The sequence below is a fragment of the Prosthecomicrobium sp. N25 genome, from assembly GCF_037203705.1.
Classification (GTDB): Bacteria; Pseudomonadota; Alphaproteobacteria; order Rhizobiales; family Ancalomicrobiaceae; genus Prosthecodimorpha.
In genome coordinates this window covers 49,092-71,463 of sequence record NZ_JBBCAT010000001.1, presented here as the reverse complement: position 1 = coordinate 71,463, position 22,372 = coordinate 49,092, and the positions used below count along the sequence as shown (strand labels likewise).

Genomic DNA, 22,372 nt, shown 5'->3' with positions numbered 1-22,372 from the left:
TTGGCACAACTAACGGAGATCTGTTGCCGTTTGGTAACATTTCAGGTGTCCCAATCGATCAAGTCGACTCCTCACGGCTTTCCCCTATGTTGTCTTCGGAAGACCTACGGAATACACTTCGATGAGCAGACGACCGGCATTTAGCTGCCCTAACGGAAGCAAGCCGCAGGGACAGTCGACCGCAAGGAGTTTCAAGGGGCCATGTTGAAGACTCCATCCCTCGAACCGGGCGACCCGAGCAATGTCCGGATGATCGAGCGCTTCTTCGTCGTCCTGCTCTTCGTCGCCCTCCTGGTCGGCGTGTATTACGTGCTGAAGCCCTTCATCGTGGGCATCCTGTTCGGCTCGATCATCGCGATCGCGGCCTGGCCGGCGCGCCCCTGGCTCGACAGCCATGGGCTGAAGAGCAGCAACCTGGCCTCGCTCCTGCTGGTCCTCCTGATCGTCGGCATCGTGGTCCCGGCGATCCTGGCCGCCCCCGGCCTCGCCGACGAGATGCGCACCCTGTCGGACCGCGTGCACGAGTGGATCCGGACCTCGCCGGATCTGCCGCAATGGATCTCGGACGTGCCCGTCGTCGGGGAGCGGCTGGCCGAACGCTGGCGGAGCCTCATGGCCGGCGCCGAGGGATCCGACAAGCTGATGGCCGTCTACTGGCAGCCGATCAGGGACTTCCTGCGCGACGCCGCGGTCGGCCTGGCGGCGAGCCTGTTCCAGCTCATCGTCGCGATGGTGGTGGCGGCCACGATCTGGGGGCGCGGCTTCGTCATCCTGGCGGTGCTGCGCGACATCCTCGTCCGCCTCGGCGGCGAGCCGCTGGCGGCCATGACGGAGATCGCGGGACACGCCGTGCGGGGCGTGTTCTACGGCGTCGTCGGCACCGCCGCCATCCAGGGCCTGCTCATGGGCCTGGGGCTCCTCGTCGCCGGCGTGCCGGCGGCGGTGGCGCTCGGCTTCATCACCATGCTGATGGCCCTGTCGCAGATCGGCGCGCCGCTCATCAACCTCGTCTGGATCGGCTCCGCCTGGTGGCTGCACGGGGCGGGCGCCTCCTCGCTGGCGTTCTGGTTCGTGATCCTGCTCGGCATCTTCGTCAGCTTCGCCGACGGCATCATCAAGCCGGCGCTGATCGGGGCCCATATCCACATGCCGATCATCCTGGTCGTCATCGGCGTGTTCGGCGGCTTCCTGTCGTTCGGCTTCCTGGGCCTCTTCATCGGTCCGACGCTGATCGCCATCGCCTACTCGCTCCTGCAGGTCTGGCGCACGGGCACGCTCGGGTGAGATCCCCGCGGCCGTCACGGCGCCCGCCCCGCGTCAGGGGCCCCGGACCTGCGCCCCGAGCGGCTGCAGCGCATCGGTGACGCCCGTCACGATGATCTGGACCCCGACGCACAGGAGCAGGAACGCCGACAGGCGCGTGACGACCCGCGTCCCCTCCACGCCCAGGAGCCGGGCCATGACGGCCGCCTGGCTGTAGGCGTGGTAGACGACCAGTGCCGCCGCCGCCGCGATGGCCAGCGAGACGATCGAGGACCGGATCCCTTCGACCAGGCTCCCCCGCCCGGTGGCGCCGAGCGCGATGGCGGCCGCGATCGTGCCGGGGCCGGTGGTCAGCGGCACGGTCAGGGGGAAGAAGGCCATGCCGGAGACCGCCGCGGCGTCGAGGCTGGAGCGGGTGCCGGACTGTTCCTCGCCGGGCTCGTGCAGCATCGTCCACCCGGACGCGGCCACCACCAGCCCCCCGGCGATCCTGAGCGCCGGCAGGGAGATGCCGAAGAGGCCGAGGATGGCGGCGCCGGCGAAGAGCGAGACGATCAGGATCGCGAAGGCATAGAGCGCGACCCGCAGCGCGACCCCGGCCCGCTCGCGGTCGCTCAGATTGATCGTGCGCGCCAGGAAAATGAAGGCGAGACCGTAGGGATTGATGATCCCGAAGAGGGTTCCGAAGCCGAACAGGAAGTCACTCGCGACCTGCTCGAGCGTGGCGATGGACATGAGGACGTCCCTTGCATCGGGAGGCGGCGCGGCCCGGGGGCCGCGCGGCGCGAAGGCTGCCCGGCCGTCAGGAGAGGGTCGCGACGATGATGGGGCCGAGCATGGTGAGGAACACGTTGGCGACGGCGTAGGGGACCGCCACGCCGAGCACCGGCGTCTGGCTCTCGGCCACCTCGCAAGCCCCGGTCACGGCCGCGTCGACCGTCATGGCGCCCGCCAGCGCCCCGCAGATCACCACCGGGTTCATCTTGAGGACGCGATGGGCGAAGAGCGTGCCGATCACCATGGGGACGAGAGTCACGAAGAAGCCGGCGAACACCAGGGCGACGCCGTTCGCCTGGATGGCCTGCACGGCCGCGGGGCCGTTGGCGAGACCGATCGCCGCGATGAAGCCGCCGAGGCCGATGTCGATCAGGGTCTGCTGGGCCGCCGGCGGGATGTTGCCGATGATCGGCTTGCGGGAGCGGAGCCAGCCGCAGACGAGGCCGGCCACCAGCGCGCCGCCGCCGCCGCCGAGCGTCAGCGGCACCGAGCCGACCGCGATCGAGAGAAGGCCGACCGCCAGACCGACGGCGAGCCCGCCGGCCAGATAGGCGATGTCCGCCCGGTCGCCGGAGGCGAGCGCCTCGCCGACCATGGGCACGATGCGGCTCATGTCCCGGCCATGGCCGACGACCGTCATGACGTCGCCCACGTAGATCCGGGTCTCGGGGGTGATGGGCACGTCGAGACCCCGGCGCGACAGCGACCTCAGGAAGATCCCGCGCAGCTCGGAGCCGAAGCGGTCGACGATCTGCTGCAGGGTGAGGCCGTGCAGGTCCGGGTTCTCGACCAGGACCTCTTTGGCCTCGCCCGGCACCTTGCGCATGATCTCCTCGCCGTCCGTCTCGGGGCCCACGATGGTGTCGGCGTGCAGGATGGCGGCGGTGGGGCCGGCGACCAGGACCTCGTCGTCAAGCTGCAGGACGGTGTCCGGCAGCGGTTCCACGTCCTCGCCCTTGCGCAGGATGCGCTCGACCACCGACCGGCGCCCGATCCGGGCCTCGATCTCGGCGACGGTCTGCCCGGCGCCCTTCGTGGCCTGGTGGGACCGGGCCTGGAACTTGCGGTAGAGGAGGTTGGCGCCCGACTGCTTCTCGCCGCCGGAGGCGAGCGTCTCCTCGAGCTTCTCGGCGGCCGCCTTGAGGTCGACGCCCATCAGCCGGGGCGCCAGGTAGGGCACGAAGACCAGCACGAGGATGTAGCCGGTGATGTAGGTGACCGCGTAGCCCGCCGCGACGTTGCCTTGCGCGGTCTTCAGCGCCGCCGCGTCGAGGCCGAGCTCCTGGAGCGCGCCCGAGGCGGTGCCGATGACCGAGGACTGGGTCAGGGCTCCGGCCGCAAGGCCGGAGGCCGTGCCGGCGTCGAGCTTCAGGAGGTAGGCGGTGGCGAGCACCGCGATGAGGCCGGTGCCGCCGATCACGACGGCGAGCGCCACCTGTCCGAGGGTGCGGACGTTGAGCGAGGCGAAGAATTCCGGGCCCGACCTATAGCCGATCGTGAAAACGAACATGCCGAACAGGATCGACTTCAGGATGCCCGGGATCACGAACTCGCCGAACTGGCCGAGGATCACCGAGACCAGCAGGATCGAGGCGGTGCCTCCGATCGCGAAGCCCTTGATGCGGACCTTGCCCAGCACGGTGCCGAGCGCGATCGAGAGGAGGAGGAAGACTTCCGGTGCCTTGGCGATGACCGTCTGCAGCATGGCGATGATCCGGACCTCGGGGCCTGAGCTTTCTGGGGAACGGAGGGCGGCGGGGGCCTCGCGACCCCCGCCGTCCTCCGGAGAACGGGCAGGCCCGTCAGTGCGCCAGCAGCATCGCGAAGTAGCCGAACACCGTGAGCAGCACGCCCGACACGGCGTAGCCGACGGGGAAGCCGATCCACGGCACGTTCGACTGGATCTCGACCGCCGCCTCGCGGCAGGGGCCGCTATGGCTGCGCGCGCCGGCGACGCCGCCCATCAGGATGGCCGGGTTGATCTTCATGACGTGGTACCCGATGGCCCAGACCAGGATCGGCGGGATCGAGCAGGCGATGAAGCCGACGATGAAGATCTTGAGGGCGATCATGCCGGTCAGCTGGGTGAGCAGCGAGTTGCCGGCGTTGATGCCAACGATCGCGACGAACACGATGAGGCCGAGGTCCTCGAGCACGTTGCGGGCCGCCGACGGCGTGTTGCCGAAGAAGCGGAGCCGCGAGGAGAGCGAGGACACGATCACGCCGGCGACCAGGAGGCCGCCCGCGTTGCCGAGGCCGACGCGCGACCCGAAGGCGGGGAAGTCGATGGCGCCGATCAGGAAGCCCAGGATCATGCCGACCGAGAGCGTGAGGAGGTCGGTCGCGGCGGACGGCCGGATGACGCGGCCGAAGGCGGCGCCGACCCTGCCGACGGCGTCCCGGAGGCCCACCACCGTCACGATGTCCATGCGCTGCAGCTTGGTGTCGTTGCCGATCGGGATCGGCACGCCGCCGCGCTCCAGACCGGTGACCTGGATCTGGTCGGCCCCGGGCAGGGCGCGCCACTCCTCGCGGGTCTTCTTCAGGATCTCGCCGTTCGTGACCAGGATTTCGGCACGGTCGAGCGGGATGTCGAGGGCGGCGCGCTCGGCGACCTCCGGACCGATCAGGCCCATCTTCTCGGTGAGCGCCTCGCGCCGGCCGCCCAGCGCGACGACGTCGCCGAGCTTGAGGGGCAGGTCGTAGGGCAGGCCGAGGGACTCGCCGCCGCGCACCACGTTGACGGCGCGGTATTCAGGATTGGCCTTCAGGATGTCGCCGACGGTCTTGCCGACCCACTGCGGGTTCTCGAGCCGGTAGGCGCGCAGCCCGCCGGCCGTCCAGCCGGACAGGGCGGGCGTGTCGCCGCTTGCCACGCCGTGCTCCTTCTCGTAGGCCTGCGCCGCCGCCTTCGCGTCGATGCCCCACCACTTCGGCAGGTACTTGGTGATCAGGATGATGCCGACCGTGCCCCAGATGTAGGTGATGCCGTACGAGAGGGCGATCATGGCGGTCGCCTGCTCCTGGGTCATGCCCTCCGGCAGCTTCACGACACCGGCCGTGATCGCCTGCTCGGCCGAGCCGATCGCCGCCGACATGGTCTGCGAGCCGGCCAGGATGCCGCCGGCGGCACCGGTGGGCAGCCCGGTCAGGATCGTGCCGCCGACCACGAGGCCGAGGCCGATCAGACTGCTGACCACCGCCAGGAAGGTGAACTTCAGGCCGTCGCCGCCGAGGCTGTTGACGAAGGACGGCCCGACCCGAAGGCCGACCCCGTACATGAACAGGTAGTAGAAGAGGCTCTTGGTGAAGGCGTTGAGCTCGAGCTTCACGCCGTAGGCGGAGGCCGCCACGGAGAGGCCGCAGCCCACCACGATGGCGGCCGCCACCATGCCGAGGCCGTAGCCGGCGATGGTCTGCCGGCCGATCCAGACGGACAGGCCGACGGTGAGGAAGAGCAGGATGAAGGGGTTGGCCCCCAGATAGGCGAAGAAGGCTTGCATGGGGCGGCTCCTCAGCGCTTCGTCTTGGCCAGGACGGCGTCCGGCCTGATCAGCTTGAGGCCCTTGGCGGCCTCGTAGCCGTGGATCTCCTTCACGTCGAGCTTGCGCATGAAGTCGATGGTCTCCTGCGTGATGACCTGCCCGGGCACCATGATCGGGAAGCCGGGCGGGTAGGGGATCACGAAGTTGGCCGAGACCATCTCGGGACCCTCGCGCAGCCGCCGGTCGCATTCGGCCCCGTTCAGCTTCACGTATTCGCAGCCCGGCGCGTCATAGGCCGCGTAGAAGGCCGTGCGCATGTCCCCCTCGGGGGTGCGGTCCCCGGCATCGCCCCGGAACACGTCGTGGAACCGGCTGAAGTTCGGCAGGTCCGGCACGTCGGTCATGAGCGACTTGACGCGCGCGTCGAAGGCGGCCTGCTCGTCGGCCCCACCGTGGGCGAGGCGCCTGTCGATGTCGGTGCAGATCTCGATGAGAACGCGCAGCAGCTGGGCGACGTCGCTGCGCGTGTTGTTGATGTTCGACTGCAGCAGCACCGAGTTGCGCGAGGTCTTGTTCAGCTGGATGCCGTACTGGTTGGCGAGCAGCGCCTTGAACTGCGTGCCGTCGAAGCCCGCCGTTCCGCAGACGAGCGTCATGCGGGTCGGATCCAGGCAGAACTCGTCGTTCCGCATGGTCTCCAGGGCCTCCGCCCAGGTGGTGCCGGGGGCCAGGTAGTCGACGAAGCCGCTTTCCCGGTACGCCGCAGGGACCATGCCGTCGGCGCCGACGATGCGGAAGTATTTCGAGATCAGCGGGTGGGTGTTCACCTGCCGCCGGATCGCCAGCGCGATCTCGATGGCGTTCATCACCAGCCCGTAGCCCTCGAGCTCCATCTGCCGCCGCGCCACGTCCAGGCTTGCGATGAGCTGCTGGTTGGGGCTCGTCGAGGCATGCGTGAAGACCGCCTCGTGGAACTGGGATTCGACCGTGTGGAAGTCCACGTCCTTGACCAGCACCATGGAGCCCTGCCGGATCGCCGACATGGACTTGTGGGTGGAGTTGGTCTGGTAGACGCGCAGCCGGATCTTGCGCGGGTCGGGGACGAGCCGCGTGGCGAGGAGCACCTCCGTCGTCGGGTTCGGGCCCAGGTCCTGCTGCTGGAGCTCGTAGGCCTCCACGGAGGCCGGATCGTGCATCCAGTCCTCGATCGCCTCCGCGGCGCCCATCGCCGTGCGGGGACGCAGGAACGGCGACCAGCGGGCGAAGCCGAACCAGGCCTCGTCCCAGAGGAAGACGAGGTCCGGCTTGATCGCCAGGCACTCCTCCATCACCCGACGGGTGTTGTAGATGTGGCCGTCGAAGGTGCAGTTGGTGAGGTCGACGATCTTCACCCGGTCGAGCCGGCCCTCGGCCTTCAGGTCGAGCAGGGCCTTCTTGATGGAGACCAGCGGCACCGCCCCGTACATGGAGTACTCGGTCATCGGGAAGGCTTCGACGTAGAGCGGCTGGCCGCCCGCGAGCACGAGCCCGTAGTGGTGCGACTTGTGGCAGTTGCGGTCGAGGATGACGATGTCGCCGGGCGCCACCAGCGCCTGGTGGACCATCTTGTTGGAGGTCGAGGTGCCGTTGGTGACGAAGAAGACGTGCTCGGCGCCGAAGGCCCGGGCCGCCATGTCCTGCGCCTTCTTGATGTTGCCGGTCGGCTCCAGCAGGCTGTCGAGGCCGCCGGTGGTGGCCGAGCTCTCCGCCAGGAACAGGTTGAGGCCGTAGAACTCGCCCATGTCGCGGATCCAGCCGGACTTGAAGACCGACTTGCCGCGCGCGATCGGGAGCGCGTGGAAGGTGCTGATCGGCCGCCGGGCGTACTTCTTCAGGTTATCGAAGAAGGGCGTCTCGTAGCGCGCCTGGATGCCCTCGAGCACCGACAGGTGCAGCTCGAGCATCTCCTCGATCGAGTAGAGGACGCGCCTGATGGACGCGGCGCGCGGGTCGCCGGCCAGCTCCTCCACGTGGCGGTCCGACAGGACGTAGATGTCGAGGTCGGGCCGGACCCGCTTCAGGCCGCGGGCGAGCGCCAGCGTCATGTCACGGCTGTCCCCCGCCAGCTTGTCGAGGCCGACCGAGGCGAGGACGCGGCGAAGCACCGGCGCGTCATGGCGCGAGGCGTAGGCGAAGCCCTCGTAGATGGTGACGGCCGCGATGTCGGGGTTCACGATGGCGGCGCAGACCGCGTCCTCGAAGCTTCCGACCGGGACCGCCTCATAGACGAACTGGTCCTCGGGCCGGCGCATCCGCCGCAGCTCGGCCGACTGCTCGGCGCCCTTGACCGCAGCGCCGGGCGTGACCAGCAGCATCTCGAAATAGGGCCGGCGCGCCTCGCCCCGGCCGAGGGTCGGGGGCAGGATGTCGGCCGGCGTGTCGCCGGTCTCGTCGCCGGTCTCCCATTCGGCCGGGTCGTACTTGTAGTCGCGGGTGACGATGGCGGCGGAGAGGCGCCGCGCCAGGGCCGCGAAGCCCTTGGCCTCGCCGGCGGCGAGCCGCTCCTTCAGCGCCGCGAGGAGCCGGGCGCCCGGGAAGGCGTGGAAGTCCTCCATGCCGGTCGCCGTCGCGAAGGCCTCCGCGACGGCGCCCACAGCGGCCCTGCCGTCGGCCCAGGCGCCCGCCACGTCGGCGAGCGCGCGCCAGCCGTCGGCCCGCGCGGAGGGCATGGAGAAGAAGTGGTCGATGCGGTGGTCGTCGGCTGGCTTGTGGTTCATGGCGCCCCTCCGGCAAAGTATTCGTGCGACGATCTCGGTAGAAATGCCTATCGGCACTTCTCACGGAAAACCGAATGTGGCGCCGTGGCCATAACGTGCTTGATTGTTTGGGACATCCGGAAGTTCTCTTAGGCGGCGGCGTCCCAGAATTGGTAACTCTGGCGGATTAGGAAGAAATTATTGTTGCGTTTATTGTAGATATTCCGTCATCGCAGGGGAACGTCTCCACGATGAGTTGCAGATCGTCTCACAAGGGGCCTTTCATCCCTGCGGGACGATGCTTGCCAGTGCCGGCAGATCGGCTGGATACTGCATCGGGCGCCGCCGCAAGACCCACGAGGGCACGCACGGGACCTTCGGACCTCCCCCGGTCGACACGAGCGCGCCCGGACCGGACCGAGGGCACCCTCGTGCGGGTAGGCGGGAGATCGTCAGAGGTCCGTTCCGTTCCATCCCCGGTGCCCGCCCTCCCTCAGGAGCCCCCGCAGGCCCACGCGATCAAGCAGGGCCGGAAAAGCATGTCAGCATGCCCCATTCGGCGGGGGAGAAGTCCTCCGGAGAGAGGACGAGCATGGCCAAGAAGAACGACCGGGCCGTCGCCGAGGCGACCGAGCCTTCGCCCGAACCGGCAAGCGGCAAGCTGAAGCGCGCGGACTACGACAAGGAACTCGCCCGCCTGCACGGCGAGCTGGTCGCCCTGCAGGAATGGGTCAAGCAGGAGGGCCTCAAGGTCTGCATCCTGTTCGAGGGCCGCGACGGAGCCGGCAAGGGCGGCACCATCAAGGCGATCATGGAGCGGGTCAGCCCCCGCACCTTCCGCGTGGTGGCCCTGCCTGCGCCGAGCGACCGCGAACGCTCGCAGATGTACCTCCAGCGCTACCTGCCGCACCTGCCGGCGGCCGGCGAGGTCGTGATCTTCGACCGGTCCTGGTACAACCGCGCCGGCGTGGAGCGCGTGATGGGCTTTTGCACGGAGGAGCAGGCGCGCAAGTTCCTGGACGCCGTTCCGGCCGTCGAGAAGGCGATCGTCGAGTCCGGCGTCATCCTGATCAAGTTCTGGATGGAGGTCGGCGAAGAGGAACAGACGCGCCGCATGGAGGAGCGCATCAACGATCCGCGCAAGATCTGGAAGCTCTCGCCCATGGACCTCGAATCCTACAAGCGTTGGTACGACTACTCCCGCGCACGCGACGAAATGTTCGAGAAATCCGACAGTCCCTGGGCGCCCTGGTACGTGGTCCCCTCCGACAGCAAGCGCAAGGCACGCCTGAACGTCATCAACCACATCCTCAAGCTGATCCCCTACAAGCGACCCAAGCGCGACAAGATCGAGCTGCCGAAGCGCCAGAAGCGGGGAGACTACGAGCCGTCCCGCTACGTGGTGAAGGTCGTCGAACAGGTCTACTGAACGGCCCGCGCTTGCGTGTCGGCGTGGGCGGGCCGGCTGCGACGACCGGCGAGGCGATGGGCACGGGACGCGTTGCCCGCATGCCGGGGTATCAGTCGATTTGCGGACTTTCGCTTACGGGATGCCACTGATATTTTTGCTCCCGCAAGGAGATCTCGGTGCATTTCCTTGAGCATTCACAATATCTTTTCGGGCGGGCTGCCCCGGAAACCGGCGCGGGCGCTCGATGTCTTGGTGCTCGAAGGAGACCGGGTCATGGCCGTGCCGCATCAGACCGTTTCCGGCCGGGTGGCCGACCTGCGGGAGGAGGGCGACGCCGGCCTCTCCCTCACCCGGGACGATGCGCCCTGGCGCTGAACCGATTCGCCGCGGGGACACCGGTCCCGCCGCCCGACCGATGCGAGCGCCGGCCGGTCCTTTCCGGGTCGCGCCTCCAAGGGAGCTTCCCGTGATCCCATCCGTGAAAGCCAGCATCGTCGGCGGCGAGGGCTTCCCCATCGTCGGGCGCGCCGGCGGCGCATCCGAGTCCCCGGGCACGAATCAGGCCAAGCACAAGACAACGGTTCCGGAGTACCCAACATGACGTCGGAAGCCATCAACCCTGCCGCCACGGGGCACCTCCCCTTCTTCATCACGGGGCCCGGGCAGAGCGACACCCTGCTCAGCATCATGGTCGTCGTGCTCGTGCTCAGCCTGATCGGGATCGGCGTGTTCTACTTCAAGCTCCACGCCCTTCCGGAGCACATGCTGCACGGAAGCCAGAAGGCACAGCTGGAGATCGTGGGCGTGCTCGCGCTCATCTCGCTCTTCACGCACAACCACCTCTTCTGGATCGCAGGGCTGCTGCTCGCCTTCATCGACCTTCCGGACTTCATGACGCCCATCAACAGCATGGCGTCCTCGCTCAGCCGCATCGCGCACAACTCCGGGCCGCCGCCCGAGCAGGAGGCTGCTCCGGCTCCCGAGACCCCGGCCGCGAAGGACGCGCACCCCGTCGCCCACGACCGCGTCGAAGCCCTGGCAAAGAAGGCCTGATCCATGCTCGAGCTGATGCTCTGTTCCATGTTCACGCTCCTGCCGGACTGGCTCTATCGGCGCTTCGTCCAGGGCAAGCGCTTCGGCAGAGAGATCACGATCTATTCCGTGTGGTACGAACTCCGCTACGGCATCACCGGATGCCTGTTCCTCACGGTCATGCTGATTACCGTCATCTTCTATTTCCACCCGGCGAGCACCAACGTGGCGACGCTGTTCCGTTCGATCCCGATCCTGCCGGACGGGTCCGGCCGCGTCGCGGAGGTCTATCGTGACATCCGCGGCGAGGTGAAAGCGGGCGATCCGATCTTCCGCCTCGACGATTCGACGCAGAGGGCGGCAGTCGACACGGCGCGGCGCAAGATCGAGGAGACGGAGGCGGCCATGAAGGTCGCCCAGGTCGAACTCGGGGCGGCGGATTCGAGGATCGCCGAAGCGGAGGCGGCGCTCGAGCAGGCGCAGAACGAATACGACACCCGCGCCGAGCTGCTCCGCCGAAACGCGGCGACGGTCTCGGTGCGCGAGGTGGAGCGCCTGAAGGTGCAGGTCGACGGCCGTCAGGCCGCCGTGCAGACGGCCCGGGTCAACAAGCAATCGTTGGAAGTCCAGCTCTCCACGCTGCTTCCGTCCCAGAAGGCGAGCGCGGAGGCGGCGCTCGCCCAGGCGCAGGTGGAACTGGCCAAGACGGTCGTGAAGGCCGGCGTCGACGGCCGCCTGGAGCAGTTCACCCTGAAGGTCGGCGACATCGTCAACCCGTTCATGCGCCCGGCCGGCATCCTCATTCCGGCCACGAGCGGACGGCGTGCCGTGGTCGCCGGCTTCGGCCAGATCGAGGCGCAGGTGATGAAGCCCGGCATGATCGCGGAGATCACCTGCGCGGCGAAGCCCATGGCCATCATCCCGATGGTCGTGACCGAGGTGCAGGATGTGATCGCCTCCGGCCAGGTCCGGCCGACGGACGTCCTGGTCGACCCGTCCAAGATCGGTGGCTTAGGCGGCACCATCACGGTCTTCATGGAGCCGCTCTTCGCCGGCGGGACGGACGACCTGCCGCCCGGCAGCGCCTGCGTGGCGAACGCCTATACGAGCAACCACGAGGCCCTGCAGGACCCGAACATCTCGACCGGCCGCTGGGTCTTCCTGCACCTCGTCGACACGGTCGCGCTCGTGCATGCCCTGATCCTGCGGATTCAGGCGATCATGCTGCCGGTGCAGACCCTGGTGTTCAAAGGCCACTGAGGCCCCGGCGATCACGGGGGGCCCGACCCCCTCACGGACGGGTCCTCCGGCCGGGCGCCCGATCCCGGGCGTTCGGGGGACGCCGTGCCTGCGATGATTGCGCCAGGATCGGGCCCGGATGGCGGGGGAGCCGCAACATCCTGCTCTTCATAGATCCTGGTGCTACGGATGTAAGTACAAGTCCGTTCTCGTGGTTTGTTACGTGCAAATGCGGACCGCAGCTGGAGCACTTGTTGGAATTCCAGCATTGGTTCATTCTCAAAGACTAATATAGACAGCAGGCGACCTTAGAATCGTCGCAAGGCTCGTGGTCCACATGAAGCGTCTGGGGGAGAGGTCCATGCACGAAGCTTGCAAGACCAGAACCATGCCTGCGATCGCGTATCCTGTTGCTGTGATCGCCGCATTGATCGGTGGCTTCGGCGAGGTCCGGGGGGACGAGCTTTCGGGTACGCTGAAAAGGATCAACGAGCGCGGCACCATCACGATCGGCCACCGGGACGCGTCCGTTCCGTTCTCCTTCTACGACGAAGGCAAGCGCCCGGTGGGCTATGCGATCGATCTCTGCAATGCCGTCGCCGAGCGGATCCGGTCGGCGCTGAAGCGGCCCGACCTGCAGGTGGCCTATGTGCTCGTGACCCCCCAGAACCGCCTCTCGATGGTTGCCGAGGGCAAGGTCGACATGGAATGCGGATCGACCACCAACACCCTCGCGCGCCAGGAGCAGGTGGACTTCTCGGCCATCACCTTCACGACCGGCACGCGACTGCTCGTCCGCAAGGCGGCCGGGGCGCGCGAGATCGAGGATCTTCAGGGCAAGTCGATCGGCGTCGTCGGCGGCTCCACCAACGAGAAGGCCGTGAAAGCCATGATCGATGCGGGCACGCTGAAGGACCTTCGGCTGGTGGCGTTCCCGGGCTATGCCGAAGCCGGTGCTGCCCTGGAGGGCGGCCGCGTCGACGCCGTGGCGACCGACGACGTCATCCTGTTCGGGCTCCTGTCGCGGTCGCCGGCGAAGGGCGAGCTGGCGGTGGTCGGCCGCCTCCTGACCTACGACCCGTATGGGATCATGCTGCCCCGCAACGATTCGTCGTTCCGGCTGGTGGTGAACCGCACGCTGGCGGACCTCAGCCGGTCCGGCGAGATCCGCCGGTTGCATGCCCGCTGGTTCGATCCGGTCGGCGTGCCCCTCAGCCCGCTCCTCGACGCGGCCTTCACGCTGCAAGCGCTGCCCGAGTAGAGCAGTAGAGCAGCGGGTCGAACCGGATCCCGATCCGGTCCGTGGTTGCCGGGGTCGGATGCTTGGGGCAAGCCCGGGCCCGGCAGAAACGAAGATCCCGCGAGAGGTCGAACCCGGGCGGGCTACCGGCCGAGCCCGGCGGCGTAGCGTTCGAGGCCCTGGACCGCCGCCCCCTGCTGCAGGTCCTTGACCGCCTCCTCGTAGGCGTCCCGCCCGCCCTGGGGCAGGCGATGGGCGATGCCCTGGTGGCAGTCGATGCAGGTCTTGCCGGTGTCCACGGCCTCCTGGTGCCGCCGCCCGGCCCGGGTCTCCTGCTTGGTGAAGTCCATGTACTCGAAGGCGTGGCAGTTGCGGCACTCGCGGCTGTCGGCGGCCTTCATGCGCCGCCACTCGCTCTGCGCCAGATGGATGCGGTTCGCCTCGAACTTCTCCTTGGTCCAGATCGAGCCGGTGATGAAGTGGCCGTAAAGCTCCTTCGAGGCCTGGATCTTGCGGACGATCTTGTGCTGCCATTCGCGCGGGACATGGCAATCCGGGCAGGTCGCGCGGACGCCGGAGTGGTTCTGATAATGGATCGTCTGCTTGTACTCGGCGAAGACGTTCTCCTCCATTTCGTGGCAGCCGATGCAGAACTTTTCGGTGTTGGTCATCTCCAGCGCCCAGTGGAACCCGCCCCAGAACAGGATGCCGGCGCCGAAGCCGACGACCAGGAGGGTCCCGAGCGCGATCGTGGCGGCGGGCCGGCGGACGAAATCCCAGGTCCGGCGGAGGAGGCCGGCCCGCGGGGCCGGCGAGGGCGTGCTGATCTCGGTCATGTGGCCTGCCCCGTCACTTCACGTCGGTGGACGGCTTGAAGGTGTTGGTGACCAGCTCCTTCGTGTCGGCCTGCGGCACGTGGCACTGGTTGCAGAACCAGCGGGTCCCCGGGATGGAGTCGAGCTGCCGGCCGTCGCGGTCCAGGTAGTGGGTCATCGACAGGGTCGGCGCGCCCTGCTTGGCGGCGACCGACCAGTCGTGACAGCCGAGGCACTGGTTGGTGCGCCAGTCGATCTGGTAGCGGTCGATCTGGTGCGGGATCAGCGGCGGCTGCTGGCGGTAGGCGCGCGAGAAGCGGCCGGCGGTGTCCTGCTTCGGCACGTCGCCGGGCGCCAGGTCGACCTCCGGCGCCACACCCCCGCGCAGCCCCTTGAGCTCCTGGCCGGTCTGCTGCGAGACGCCGATCCCGGTGCCCAGGACCGCCAGCGCGGCGGCGAGCGTCGCGATCGTCACGAACTTGTTCATGGGGTTACCTCGCGGGTGGGTGCCGCGCCGGCGGGGCCTTCGCGGTCGTCGAAGCGATGGGTGAAGCGGAAGACGGACTTGTTGCAGACGTCTATGCAGCGGCCGCATGTGGTGCAGTCGCGGTCGAGGATCACCGGTCCGTGGCCGCGGCCCGCGCCCTTCAGGGCCGGCACGATCACCTGCGGCTCGGGGCAGACCGCGAAACAGTCCATGCAGTCGTCGCAAGCGGCGCGGTCGGTGGCGGAGACCCTCACCAGCGAACGCGCACCGAGGAGGCCGTAGGCGGCACCGACCGGGCAGAGATGCGAGCACCAGCCGCGCCGCGCGACCAGGAGGTCGAGCACGAACACCGCGAGCACCAGCGTCCAGGCGAAGCCGAGCCCGAAGACGAGGCCGCGGAACAGCATCGTGACCGGGTTGACCAGCTCCCACAGGACCATCCCGGACAGGGCCGACCCGGCGACCACCATGGCGAGCATCCAGAGCCGCGTCGCCGGGCGCGGCTGCCAGCCCTTGGACTGGATCCCGAGCCGCTCGCGCAGCCAATGCGCCGCGTCCGTCACCGGGTTGACCGGGCAGACCCAGGCGCAATAGGCCCGCCCCGAGACGAGCGCGTAGAAGGCCGCCACGATGGCGGCCCCGGCGAGCGCCGTCGCGGCCGGCCCATGCCCCGCCGCGATCGACTGGAGGAGCACGAGCGGGTCGGTCAGCGGCAGCAGGCCGAGGGTCATCGAGGAGGCGAGCGAGCCCTTGGCGATGGAGATCCCGAGCAGCGGGCCGGCCAGGAACAGGCCGAGCACGCCGGCCTGCGAGAGGCGGCGGGCGAGCAGCCAGCGGTGGCGGGCGAAGAAGGAGCGGTCGCTCACAGGCCGCCCTCCGGCCGCCGCACCGGCAATCCCTGGATGCCCGGCACGAGCGGACCCTGGTTCTTCTCGAACTCCTTCCAGCCGAGCCGGTAGTGCTCGCCCGGGCGCCCGCGCGCGAGCCGGCGCGGCAGGACCTTGATGGCCGCCTCCTCCAGCACGCAGGACTTCTCGCACTTGCCGCAGCCTGTGCACTTCTCGGCATGGACGGTCGGACGGAACACGGCGTGCTTGCCGGTCCGGCTGTTCGATTCCGTCTCGAGCGTGATCGCCTCGTCGATCGCCGGGCAGACCCGGTAGCAGACGTCGCAGCGCAGGCCGAGGAAGTTCAGGCAGTGCTCCTCGTCGACCAGGACGGCAGTGCCCATCGCGGCCTTGCCGATATCCGTCAGCGCAGGGTCGAGCGCCCCCGTGGGGCAGGCCTTCACGCAGGGGATGTCCTCGCACATCTCGCAAGGGATCCTGCGCGCCGTGAAGAAGGGCGTGCCGGTCGCCGGATCGTCGATGCCGAGCTCGGCGAGCTTCAGGGTGTCATACGGGCAGGCGCGCACGCACAGGCCGCAGCGCACGCAGGCGGCCAGGAAGTCGGCCTCGGCCGAGGCCCCCGGCGGCCGGATCGCGTCGGCCGGCAGCGCCGCGGCGCGCCGGCCGTGGAGAGCGAGCAGGAGGCCCGCGACGGCCACGCCCGCGCCGCCGCGCGCTGCGGCTTCCAGGAAGCGGCGGCGCTCGGGCGACAGGAGCGGTGCCGGGGCGCGTTCGGCCGGCATCGGTGGGGCACTCCGGGGCTCGGGACGGAACGGAACGTCCGGCGCGGCCCTGCCGCGCCGGACGGGGTTCAGGCGCGCTCGACCTTGCAGGCGCACTTCTTGAAATCGGTTTCCTTGGAGAGCGGGCAGGTCGCGTCGAGCGTCAGCTTGTTGACGAGCTGGCCCTCGTCGAACCACGGGAAGAACACCACGCCCTTCGGCGGCTTGTTGCGCCCGCGCGTCTCCACCCGGGTGGTCACCTCGCCGCGCCGGGTCGACACCTTCACCTCCTGGCCGCGGCGCAGGCCGAGCGCCTGGGCGTCGTCCGGGTTCATGAAGATCTGCGCCGCCGGGTAGGACCGGTGCAGCTCCGGCACGCGCCGGGTCATCGATCCGGAGTGCCAATGCTCGAGCACCCGGCCGGTGACCAGCCAGAGCGGGAACGTCGGGTCGGGCTCTTCCGCCGCCGGCTCGTAGGGGGCGAAGATGATCTTCGCCTTGCCGTCCTTGTTGCCGTAGAAGGACACACCCTCGCCGGCCTTCACGTAGGGGTCGTAGCCTTCGCGGAAGCGCCAGGCCGTCTCCTTGCCGTCGACCACGGGCCACTTGAGGCCGCGGGCCTTGTGGTAGGTGTCGAACGGCGCGAGGTCGTGCGCCTTGCCGCGGCCGAAGGCGGCGTATTCCTCGAAGAGCCCCTTCTGCAGGTAGAAGCCGAAGTCGCGGGACTCCTGGTTCTCGAAACCGTCCGCGATCTCCGAGACCGGGTACTTGTTGACCGTCCCGTTGGCGAACAGGACCTCGTAGAGGGTCTTGCCCGCGAGCTCGGGCTTCCTTGCGATCAGGTCCGCCGGCCAGACCTCCTCGACCTTGAACCGCTTGGAGAACTCGACGACCTGCCAGAGGTCCGAGCGCGCCTCGCCGGGCGCGGAGACCTGCTGGCGCCAGAACTGGGTGCGCCGCTCGGCATTGCCGTAGGCCCCCTCCTTCTCGACCCACATGGCGGTCGGCAGGATCAGGTCGGCGGCGAGCGCCGTCACGGTCGGATAGGGGTCCGACACCACCACGAAGTTGGCCGGGTTCCGGTATCCGGGCAGGCCCTCCTCGTTCATGTTCGGGGCGGCCTGCATGTTGTTGGTGCACTGGACCCAGTAGACGTTGAGCACGCCGTCCTTGAGCATCCGGTGCTGCTGGACGGCGTGGAAGCCGACCTTGTCCGGGATCGTGCCCTCCGGCAGGTTCCACTTGGCCTCGGCGACCTTCCGGTGGTCCGGGTTGGTGACCACCATGTCGGCCGGCAGGCGATGCGCGAAGGTGCCGACCTCCCGCGCCGTGCCGCAGGCTGAGGGCTGGCCGGTCAGCGAGAAGGGCGAGTTGCCGGGTTCCGAGATCTTGCCCACCAGAAGATGCACATTGTACATCAGGTTGTTAACCCAGGTGCCCCGGGTGTGCTGGTTGAACCCCATGGTCCAGAGGCTCATGACTTTCCGGTTCGGGTCGGCATAGACCTCGGCGAGGCGCTTCAGCTTCTCGGCCGGCACGCCCGACAGGTCGGCGACGTATTCGAGCGTGTAGGGCTCGACCGCCTTGGCGTAGTCCTCGAAGGAGATCGGATCGAGCTTGCCCGCATCCACCTTGTGGGACGCGTTGACGGCCCTGTCCTCGAGCGGGTTGTTGGGCCGGAGCCCGTAGCCGATGTCGGTCGCCGTCTTGGTGAAGACGACGTGCTTCTCGACGAAGGCCTTGTTGACCCGCCCGGTCTTGATGATGTGGTTGGCGATGTAGTTGAGGATCGCCAGGTCGGTCTGCGGCTTGAACACCATGCCGTTGTCGGCGAGCTCGAAGGAGCGGTGCTCGAAGGTGGAGAGCACGTGCACCTCGGCGCCCGGCTTGGTCAGCCGCGTGTTGGTGAGCCGCGACCACAGGATCGGGTGCATCTCGGCCATGTTCGAGCCCCAGAGCACGAAGGCGTCGGCGGCTTCCAGGTCGTCGTAGCAGCCCATCGGCTCGTCGATGCCGAAGGCGCGCATGAAGCCGACCACCGCCGAGGCCATGCAGTGGCGGGCATTGGGGTCGAGGTTGTTGGAGCGGAAGCCGGCCTTCATCAGCTTGGCCGCCGCATAGCCCTCCCAGATGGTCCACTGTCCCGAGCCGAACATGCCGACCGAGGTCGGCCCCTTCGCCTTCAGGGCGGCCTTCCACTTCTCGGCCATCACGTCGAAGGCCTGGTCCCAGGTGACCGGCGTGAACTCGCCGGCCTTGTCGAACTTGCCGTTCCTCATGCGCAGGAGCGGGCGGGTCAGCCGGTCCTCGCCGTACATGATCTTGGAGAGGAAGTAGCCCTTGATGCAGTTGAGGCCCCGGTTGACCGGCGCCTCCGGGTCGCCCTGGGTGGCGACCACCCGGCCCGACTTGGTGCCGACGAGCACCGAGCAGCCGGTGCCGCAGAAGCGGCAGGGTGCCTTGTCCCAGCGGATGCCCGCGTCCGCGACCGTCGCCGCGGAGGCCGGCAGCGCGATGCCGGCGACCGACGCGGTGGCGGCCGCGGCCGTTGCCTTGAGGATGTCACGGCGGTTCTGGTGAACGGTCATGGTCGGTCGACCTCGGATCGGGAGGGACGGAAAACGAGGCTGGTCAGGCTTGCGCGCAGGCGCCACCGCAGCCGCAGGGCGCCGGCTCGGCCGCCTCCGGCTCGAAGGCGTGGTAGACGAGCGCGGTATCGAGCACGCCGGGGATCTGGTTCATGGCCATCAGGCTGTCGGAGGCATAGCGGCCATCCGCGTCCGTCGCGGTGACGACGAGCCGGCCGTCCCGCGTGGCCGCATGGACGTCGACGCCGGGCAGCCGCCTGAGCATTTCCGTGATGGCGATCTCGTCGAAGGGCTGGACGTGGACCAGCACGCCGATGACGTTCATGACGCTCTCCCGAGGGGCAGGACGGCGGGGGTCGGCCGCACCGCGACGGCGCCGGCCGGACAGACGGAGACGCAGGCGCCGCAGCCCGTGCAGGCCTCCTCCCGCAGCACGGGCAGGAACCGGCCGTCGGGGCAGGGCGAGAAGCGGATCGCGCCGGACCCGCAGGCGTCGCCGCAGGAGCGGCAGGCGACGCCGCCGACCGCCAGGCACGCCGGCCCGATCGCCGCGCGCACCGTCCAGGGCCGGGCGCCCGCGGCCGCGAGGGCGCCGGTCGGGCAGGCTTCCGTGCAGGCCGCGCAGAAGGTGCATTCGCCTTGCGAGAAGTCGAGGATCGGGCGGCGCCCGCCGTCGAGCCGGACGATGCCGGCCGGACAGGCCGTCGCGCAGGCGGCGCAGCCGTCGCAGGCGGACCGGAACGCCGCCTCGGGCAGGGCGCCGGGCGGCCGTACCGGGTCCGCAGCGGGGCGGCTGCGTCCGAACAGAAGGGCACGTCGGTCGAGGAGGTTTGTCATCGGCGGGTCCGTTCGGGGCAACCCTGCCCGCGCGGGCTCCGCCTCGGCTTGACAATCGTCAAGTCCAGGCTTCCGAGGGATTACGTACGGTCAGATCCGGGTCAGGCGTCTTCCCGCACCCGCGGGCGGACGGCCCGGCGAACCCAGGCCTCGGCTTCGGTCGCGCCGTGCAGGGTCACGGCCAGGTGCTCCGCGAAGGCGAGCCACGCCGCCCTGTGCTCGGAGGAGACGCCGATCAGCACCGGGATGTCGGCCGCGACCGCGGCTTCGATCACTTGCCTGAAGCCGCCGCCCTCCGCCTCGCGCCGGCCGAACTTGGAGAGGATCACCAGATCGGCGCCGTCCCGCAGGCCCCCGAGCGCCTGCGCGGCGGCCGTCTCCAGCGCGCCGGCGTCGAGGCGGCACCCGCGCCCGTGGCGTCCGAGATCCTGCGAGATCGCCAGCCTGGTCCCGCGGGCGAGATCCTCGAGCGTCATCTCGGCGCGACCCGCGACGGCACGGCACGCGCTGGTCTGGACCATGCCGGCGAGACGGACGCCGTCCCGGGCGAGCCGCTGCGCCAAGCCTGCCAGGGTCGCGTCCCCGGTGCCGCGCCCGGCATACGCGAGGGCGGCGAGCTTGGGCGGGTCGTGCGTCATCGAGGGCCTCCGGGGCGCGGCGGGCCCGACAGGCCGTCCCGCTCGTCTGCAGCGGGATGGTAGCCGGCCGCGGGCCCCGGGCCTTGCCTTCGGTCAAGCGCGCGCCGGCATCGCGAGGTCGATCCCGCCGGCGTGGCGGACGGCGGATCTTTTACTCGGCTGAGCGAAGGCTGCAGCATGCCGTTCGCCGAGGATTCTCCTCGCCGCCGCCCTCGAAGGACGGCCGTACGTTTCCTAGAGAGGGTCCGGTTCGTCCGGCCCGGCCATGGCGGCGGGCTTCGACCCGCGCGCGGCCGGGGACTCGCGCATGACGCTGCGGCTTTTCGCGACCTCGGCGGCGATCTCCGTATAGGCGAGCCAAGCCTCCTCGCCGAAGCGGTAAAGGCCCGCGCCGAGGAGAACGGTCGCGATCAGGAACAGAAGTGCGGCACCGTAGCCATGGTGGAGACCCAGGAACTGGGCTCCAAAAAGGACGGCGAGAAGCAGGGTCGCGCAAATTCCGCTCGCGAGCGCGAACAGGATGCCCTTGCCGAGAATGACGGCGCGCACCTCCAGCGAGCGGAGCCGGTCGGCGCGCTCCGCGGCCCATTTGTTCTCGACCGTTTCCGCGCGCACCGCCTCGAGCCTCTGGCTCAGCGCCGACAGCCGTGAGTTCATCAGGGATACGAAGGCGGCGACAGCGCCCAGGAAGAAGGCCGGCGCCGCGGCGTTCGAGAAGATGTGCGCCAGCCGGTCCAGGTCGGGCAGCGCATCGAGTCCGACCTCACCCACCGCCCATCTCCCGTATGCAAGTTTATGCAAGCATTGCCCGTCCGAACCGCGACGTCAATCGCGGGCGTGGACCGCCACCCGCCCCATCGACACCGCGCCGAAGGCCGCGGCCTGGGCACAGGTCTCCCGGGGCCGCTCGCCTCGGCCGGGGGACGGCGGAGCGCAGCGCCTTCCGCTGGCGCGGCCCGGATGAACAGGGCCTTACTCGAAAACGCCGTAGCCCGGCACCGCGTTCTTGCGCACACCGTCGAGGTTCAACTCGACTCCGATGCCCGGGGCATCGGGTAGGGTGATGTGCCCGTCCTCGACGATGGATGGTCCGCCGCCGGGAACGTGGACGTAGCTGTCCCACACGTCGCGCTCCTCGAGGGCGTGCCATTCGAGAAGGAGAAAGTTCGGCACGGTCCCGCAGACATGGCAGGTGGCCATGGTGCCCAGCGGGGTGGAGACGAGATGGGGCGCGAAGGGAATGTAGTAGATTTCGGCGAGGTGAGCGATCTTGCGGCTCTCCGAAAGACCCCCGCATTTGGGGACGTCCGGCATCACCACGTCGACGCCCTGGCTCTGGAAGAGTTCGCGAAAGCCCCAGCGCAGGTAGAGGTTCTCGCCGACGCAGAGCGGCGTCTTGCTGCGCATGCGGATCTGCTTCAGCGCCTCGACGTTCTCGGCGGGGATGGGCTCTTCCAGCCAGAGCAGGTCGAAGCGCTCCATCTCGCTGGCGATGCGGCAGGCGCTCGGCACGTCGTAGCGGGCGTGAAGGTCGATGCAGAGATCGATGTCGGGTCCGACCGCATCGCGGACGGCGGCCACGCGCTCCACCATGGAGCGCAGCTCCGCGCCGTTGATCGTGTGATTGACGGCATCGAACTTCGCCGGATGTTCGAGGTCGTCGATGTCGAACTTGAGGGCCGTGAAGCCCTCGGCGACCATGCGCCGGGCGCGGGCTGCGCATCCCTCCGGGGAGCCTGCCGGGCCGTCGCCGTCGCCGCAATCGGCGTAGAGCCGGATGCGGTCGCGAAACTTCCCGCCGAACATGCGGTAAAGGGGCTGGCCGGCCGCCTTGGCGGCCAGGTCCCACAACGCCATCTCGATGCCGCTCAGCGCGATCAGGAAGATCCCCGACTGGGCGCCGGAGAAGACGTGCTTCCGCCGAAGCTTCTCCCAGAGATACTCGACGTTGCGCGGATCCTCGCCGATCAGCTCCGATTTCAGTTCGGAGATCAGGCCGACGATGGCGGCAGCCCCGGCGTCCGGATTGGCCTCGCCGAAGCCGGTCACGCCGGCATCGGTGTCGATCCGAACGAGCGTGGCCTTGCCGTGGTAGGCCACCACGGCCGTCTTGATGTCGGTGATCTTCATCGCTGGTCCTGCTGGAATGTGCGGAGACTCCGGCGGCATCCGAGCGATGCCGCCGTGGGCGATGGCAGGGCGCGAGGGGCGCGCCG

At 69.0% G+C, this 22,372-nt stretch carries 19 protein-coding genes; 5 read left to right on the top strand and 14 right to left on the bottom strand.

The features are described 5' to 3' along the window. Positions 1 to 201: 201 nt before the first annotated feature. Positions 202 to 1,284: an AI-2E family transporter gene (locus WBG79_RS00305; RefSeq protein WP_337355112.1), complete on the top strand. Its 1,083-nt coding sequence runs from the start codon at positions 202 to 204 to the stop codon at positions 1,282 to 1,284. Positions 1,285 to 1,317: 33 nt separating this feature from the next. Here WBG79_RS00305 and WBG79_RS00300 read toward each other — a convergent pair whose 3' ends face one another. From WBG79_RS00300 to WBG79_RS00285, 4 genes are all read right to left on the bottom strand, one after another. Then, positions 1,318 to 1,998 (bottom strand): MarC family protein, encoded by a 681-nt coding sequence (locus tag WBG79_RS00300; RefSeq protein WP_337355111.1) that lies wholly within the window; start codon positions 1,996 to 1,998, stop codon positions 1,318 to 1,320. 67 nt (positions 1,999 to 2,065) lie between these two features. Next, positions 2,066 to 3,751, bottom strand: coding sequence for an aspartate:alanine exchanger family transporter (locus WBG79_RS00295; RefSeq protein ID WP_337357855.1), 1,686 nt, complete (start codon positions 3,749 to 3,751; stop codon positions 2,066 to 2,068). A gap of 91 nt (positions 3,752 to 3,842) precedes the next feature. Continuing rightward, entirely contained in the window at positions 3,843 to 5,543 is a 1,701-nt protein-coding gene (locus WBG79_RS00290) for an aspartate:alanine exchanger family transporter (RefSeq protein ID WP_337355110.1), read from the bottom strand. Between the two features lie 11 nt (positions 5,544 to 5,554). Beyond that, a complete protein-coding gene (locus WBG79_RS00285; protein WP_337355109.1) occupies positions 5,555 to 8,281 on the bottom strand; it encodes a decarboxylase in 2,727 nt (908 codons plus the stop codon). A 571-nt stretch (positions 8,282 to 8,852) separates the two neighbouring features. On the opposite strand from WBG79_RS00285, the gene ppk2 reads away from it, so the two are divergent. The 4 genes from ppk2 (at position 8,853) to WBG79_RS00265 (ending at position 13,203) form a co-directional block, all read left to right on the top strand. Then, complete coding sequence (gene ppk2, locus WBG79_RS00280; protein WP_337355108.1) at positions 8,853 to 9,689, top strand: polyphosphate kinase 2; 837 nt, start codon at positions 8,853 to 8,855, stop codon at positions 9,687 to 9,689. A 579-nt stretch (positions 9,690 to 10,268) separates the two neighbouring features. Further along, positions 10,269 to 10,724 (top strand): hypothetical protein, encoded by a 456-nt coding sequence (locus tag WBG79_RS00275; RefSeq protein ID WP_337355107.1) that lies wholly within the window; start codon positions 10,269 to 10,271, stop codon positions 10,722 to 10,724. Positions 10,725 to 10,727: 3 nt separating this feature from the next. Then, a complete protein-coding gene (locus WBG79_RS00270; protein ID WP_337355106.1) occupies positions 10,728 to 11,963 on the top strand; it encodes an HlyD family secretion protein in 1,236 nt (411 codons plus the stop codon). Between the two features lie 367 nt (positions 11,964 to 12,330). Beyond that, on the top strand, positions 12,331 to 13,203 hold the full coding sequence (locus tag WBG79_RS00265; protein ID WP_337355105.1) for an amino acid ABC transporter substrate-binding protein: 873 nt from the start codon (positions 12,331 to 12,333) through the stop codon (positions 13,201 to 13,203). Positions 13,204 to 13,325: 122 nt separating this feature from the next. Here WBG79_RS00265 and WBG79_RS00260 read toward each other — a convergent pair whose 3' ends face one another. The 10 genes from WBG79_RS00260 to WBG79_RS00215 all read right to left on the bottom strand — a co-directional run bounded on the left by WBG79_RS00260 (position 13,326) and on the right by WBG79_RS00215 (position 22,286). Next, a complete protein-coding gene (locus tag WBG79_RS00260; RefSeq protein ID WP_337355104.1) occupies positions 13,326 to 14,018 on the bottom strand; it encodes a NapC/NirT family cytochrome c in 693 nt (230 codons plus the stop codon). Positions 14,019 to 14,031: 13 nt separating this feature from the next. Further along, complete coding sequence (locus WBG79_RS00255) at positions 14,032 to 14,484, bottom strand: nitrate reductase cytochrome c-type subunit (protein WP_337355103.1); 453 nt, start codon at positions 14,482 to 14,484, stop codon at positions 14,032 to 14,034. Then, positions 14,481 to 15,350 (bottom strand): quinol dehydrogenase ferredoxin subunit NapH, encoded by an 870-nt coding sequence (napH, locus tag WBG79_RS00250; RefSeq protein ID WP_337355102.1) that lies wholly within the window; start codon positions 15,348 to 15,350, stop codon positions 14,481 to 14,483. The genes WBG79_RS00255 and napH overlap by 4 nt, the downstream gene beginning before the upstream one ends. Then, entirely contained in the window at positions 15,347 to 16,114 is a 768-nt protein-coding gene (gene napG / locus WBG79_RS00245) for a ferredoxin-type protein NapG (protein WP_337355101.1), read from the bottom strand. The genes napH and napG overlap by 4 nt, the downstream gene beginning before the upstream one ends. Positions 16,115 to 16,182: 68 nt before the next feature. Then, the gene (gene napA, locus WBG79_RS00240; protein ID WP_337355100.1) at positions 16,183 to 18,681 is read right to left on the bottom strand and encodes a nitrate reductase catalytic subunit NapA; all 2,499 of its coding nucleotides are present in this window, start codon (positions 18,679 to 18,681) and stop codon (positions 16,183 to 16,185) included. A gap of 43 nt (positions 18,682 to 18,724) precedes the next feature. Further along, positions 18,725 to 19,006: a chaperone NapD gene (locus WBG79_RS00235; RefSeq protein WP_337355099.1), complete on the bottom strand. Its 282-nt coding sequence runs from the start codon at positions 19,004 to 19,006 to the stop codon at positions 18,725 to 18,727. Next, positions 19,003 to 19,518 carry a ferredoxin-type protein NapF gene (locus tag WBG79_RS00230; RefSeq protein ID WP_337355098.1) on the bottom strand — a complete coding sequence of 172 codons (516 nt, stop codon included), beginning with the start codon at positions 19,516 to 19,518 and terminating at the stop codon, positions 19,003 to 19,005. Before WBG79_RS00230 ends, WBG79_RS00235 begins: the two co-directional genes overlap by 4 nt. 101 nt (positions 19,519 to 19,619) lie before the next feature. Further along, on the bottom strand, positions 19,620 to 20,156 hold the full coding sequence (locus WBG79_RS00225; protein ID WP_337355097.1) for a DUF2478 domain-containing protein: 537 nt from the start codon (positions 20,154 to 20,156) through the stop codon (positions 19,620 to 19,622). A 234-nt stretch (positions 20,157 to 20,390) separates the two neighbouring features. Then, entirely contained in the window at positions 20,391 to 20,927 is a 537-nt protein-coding gene (locus tag WBG79_RS00220) for a DUF2721 domain-containing protein (protein WP_337355096.1), read from the bottom strand. 201 nt (positions 20,928 to 21,128) lie between these two features. Next, positions 21,129 to 22,286, bottom strand: a complete 1,158-nt coding sequence (locus tag WBG79_RS00215) for a mandelate racemase/muconate lactonizing enzyme family protein (RefSeq protein ID WP_337355095.1) — start codon at positions 22,284 to 22,286, stop codon at positions 21,129 to 21,131. Positions 22,287 to 22,372: the final 86 nt, after the last annotated feature.

Excerpts from the sequence above, each read along its gene's own strand:
- WBG79_RS00290 (WP_337355110.1), bottom strand. The coding sequence starts at position 5,543 with ATGCAAGCCTTCTTCGCCTATCTGGGGGCCAACCCCTTCATCCTGCTC.
- WBG79_RS00265 (WP_337355105.1), top strand. The coding sequence starts at position 12,331 with ATGCCTGCGATCGCGTATCCTGTTGCTGTGATCGCCGCATTGATCGGT.
- napA (WP_337355100.1), bottom strand. The coding sequence starts at position 18,681 with ATGACCGTTCACCAGAACCGCCGTGACATCCTCAAGGCAACGGCCGCG.
- WBG79_RS00235 (WP_337355099.1), bottom strand. The coding sequence starts at position 19,006 with ATGAACGTCATCGGCGTGCTGGTCCACGTCCAGCCCTTCGACGAGATC.
- WBG79_RS00215 (WP_337355095.1), bottom strand. The coding sequence starts at position 22,286 with ATGAAGATCACCGACATCAAGACGGCCGTGGTGGCCTACCACGGCAAG.
- WBG79_RS00305 (WP_337355112.1), top strand. The coding sequence starts at position 202 with ATGTTGAAGACTCCATCCCTCGAACCGGGCGACCCGAGCAATGTCCGG.
- WBG79_RS00275 (WP_337355107.1), top strand. The coding sequence starts at position 10,269 with ATGACGTCGGAAGCCATCAACCCTGCCGCCACGGGGCACCTCCCCTTC.
- WBG79_RS00300 (WP_337355111.1), bottom strand. The coding sequence starts at position 1,998 with ATGTCCATCGCCACGCTCGAGCAGGTCGCGAGTGACTTCCTGTTCGGC.
- ppk2 (WP_337355108.1), top strand. The coding sequence starts at position 8,853 with ATGGCCAAGAAGAACGACCGGGCCGTCGCCGAGGCGACCGAGCCTTCG.
- WBG79_RS00230 (WP_337355098.1), bottom strand. The coding sequence starts at position 19,518 with ATGACAAACCTCCTCGACCGACGTGCCCTTCTGTTCGGACGCAGCCGC.
- WBG79_RS00285 (WP_337355109.1), bottom strand. The coding sequence starts at position 8,281 with ATGAACCACAAGCCAGCCGACGACCACCGCATCGACCACTTCTTCTCC.
- WBG79_RS00270 (WP_337355106.1), top strand. The coding sequence starts at position 10,728 with ATGCTCGAGCTGATGCTCTGTTCCATGTTCACGCTCCTGCCGGACTGG.
- WBG79_RS00260 (WP_337355104.1), bottom strand. The coding sequence starts at position 14,018 with ATGACCGAGATCAGCACGCCCTCGCCGGCCCCGCGGGCCGGCCTCCTC.
- WBG79_RS00255 (WP_337355103.1), bottom strand. The coding sequence starts at position 14,484 with ATGAACAAGTTCGTGACGATCGCGACGCTCGCCGCCGCGCTGGCGGTC.
- napG (WP_337355101.1), bottom strand. The coding sequence starts at position 16,114 with ATGCCGGCCGAACGCGCCCCGGCACCGCTCCTGTCGCCCGAGCGCCGC.
- WBG79_RS00225 (WP_337355097.1), bottom strand. The coding sequence starts at position 20,156 with ATGACGCACGACCCGCCCAAGCTCGCCGCCCTCGCGTATGCCGGGCGC.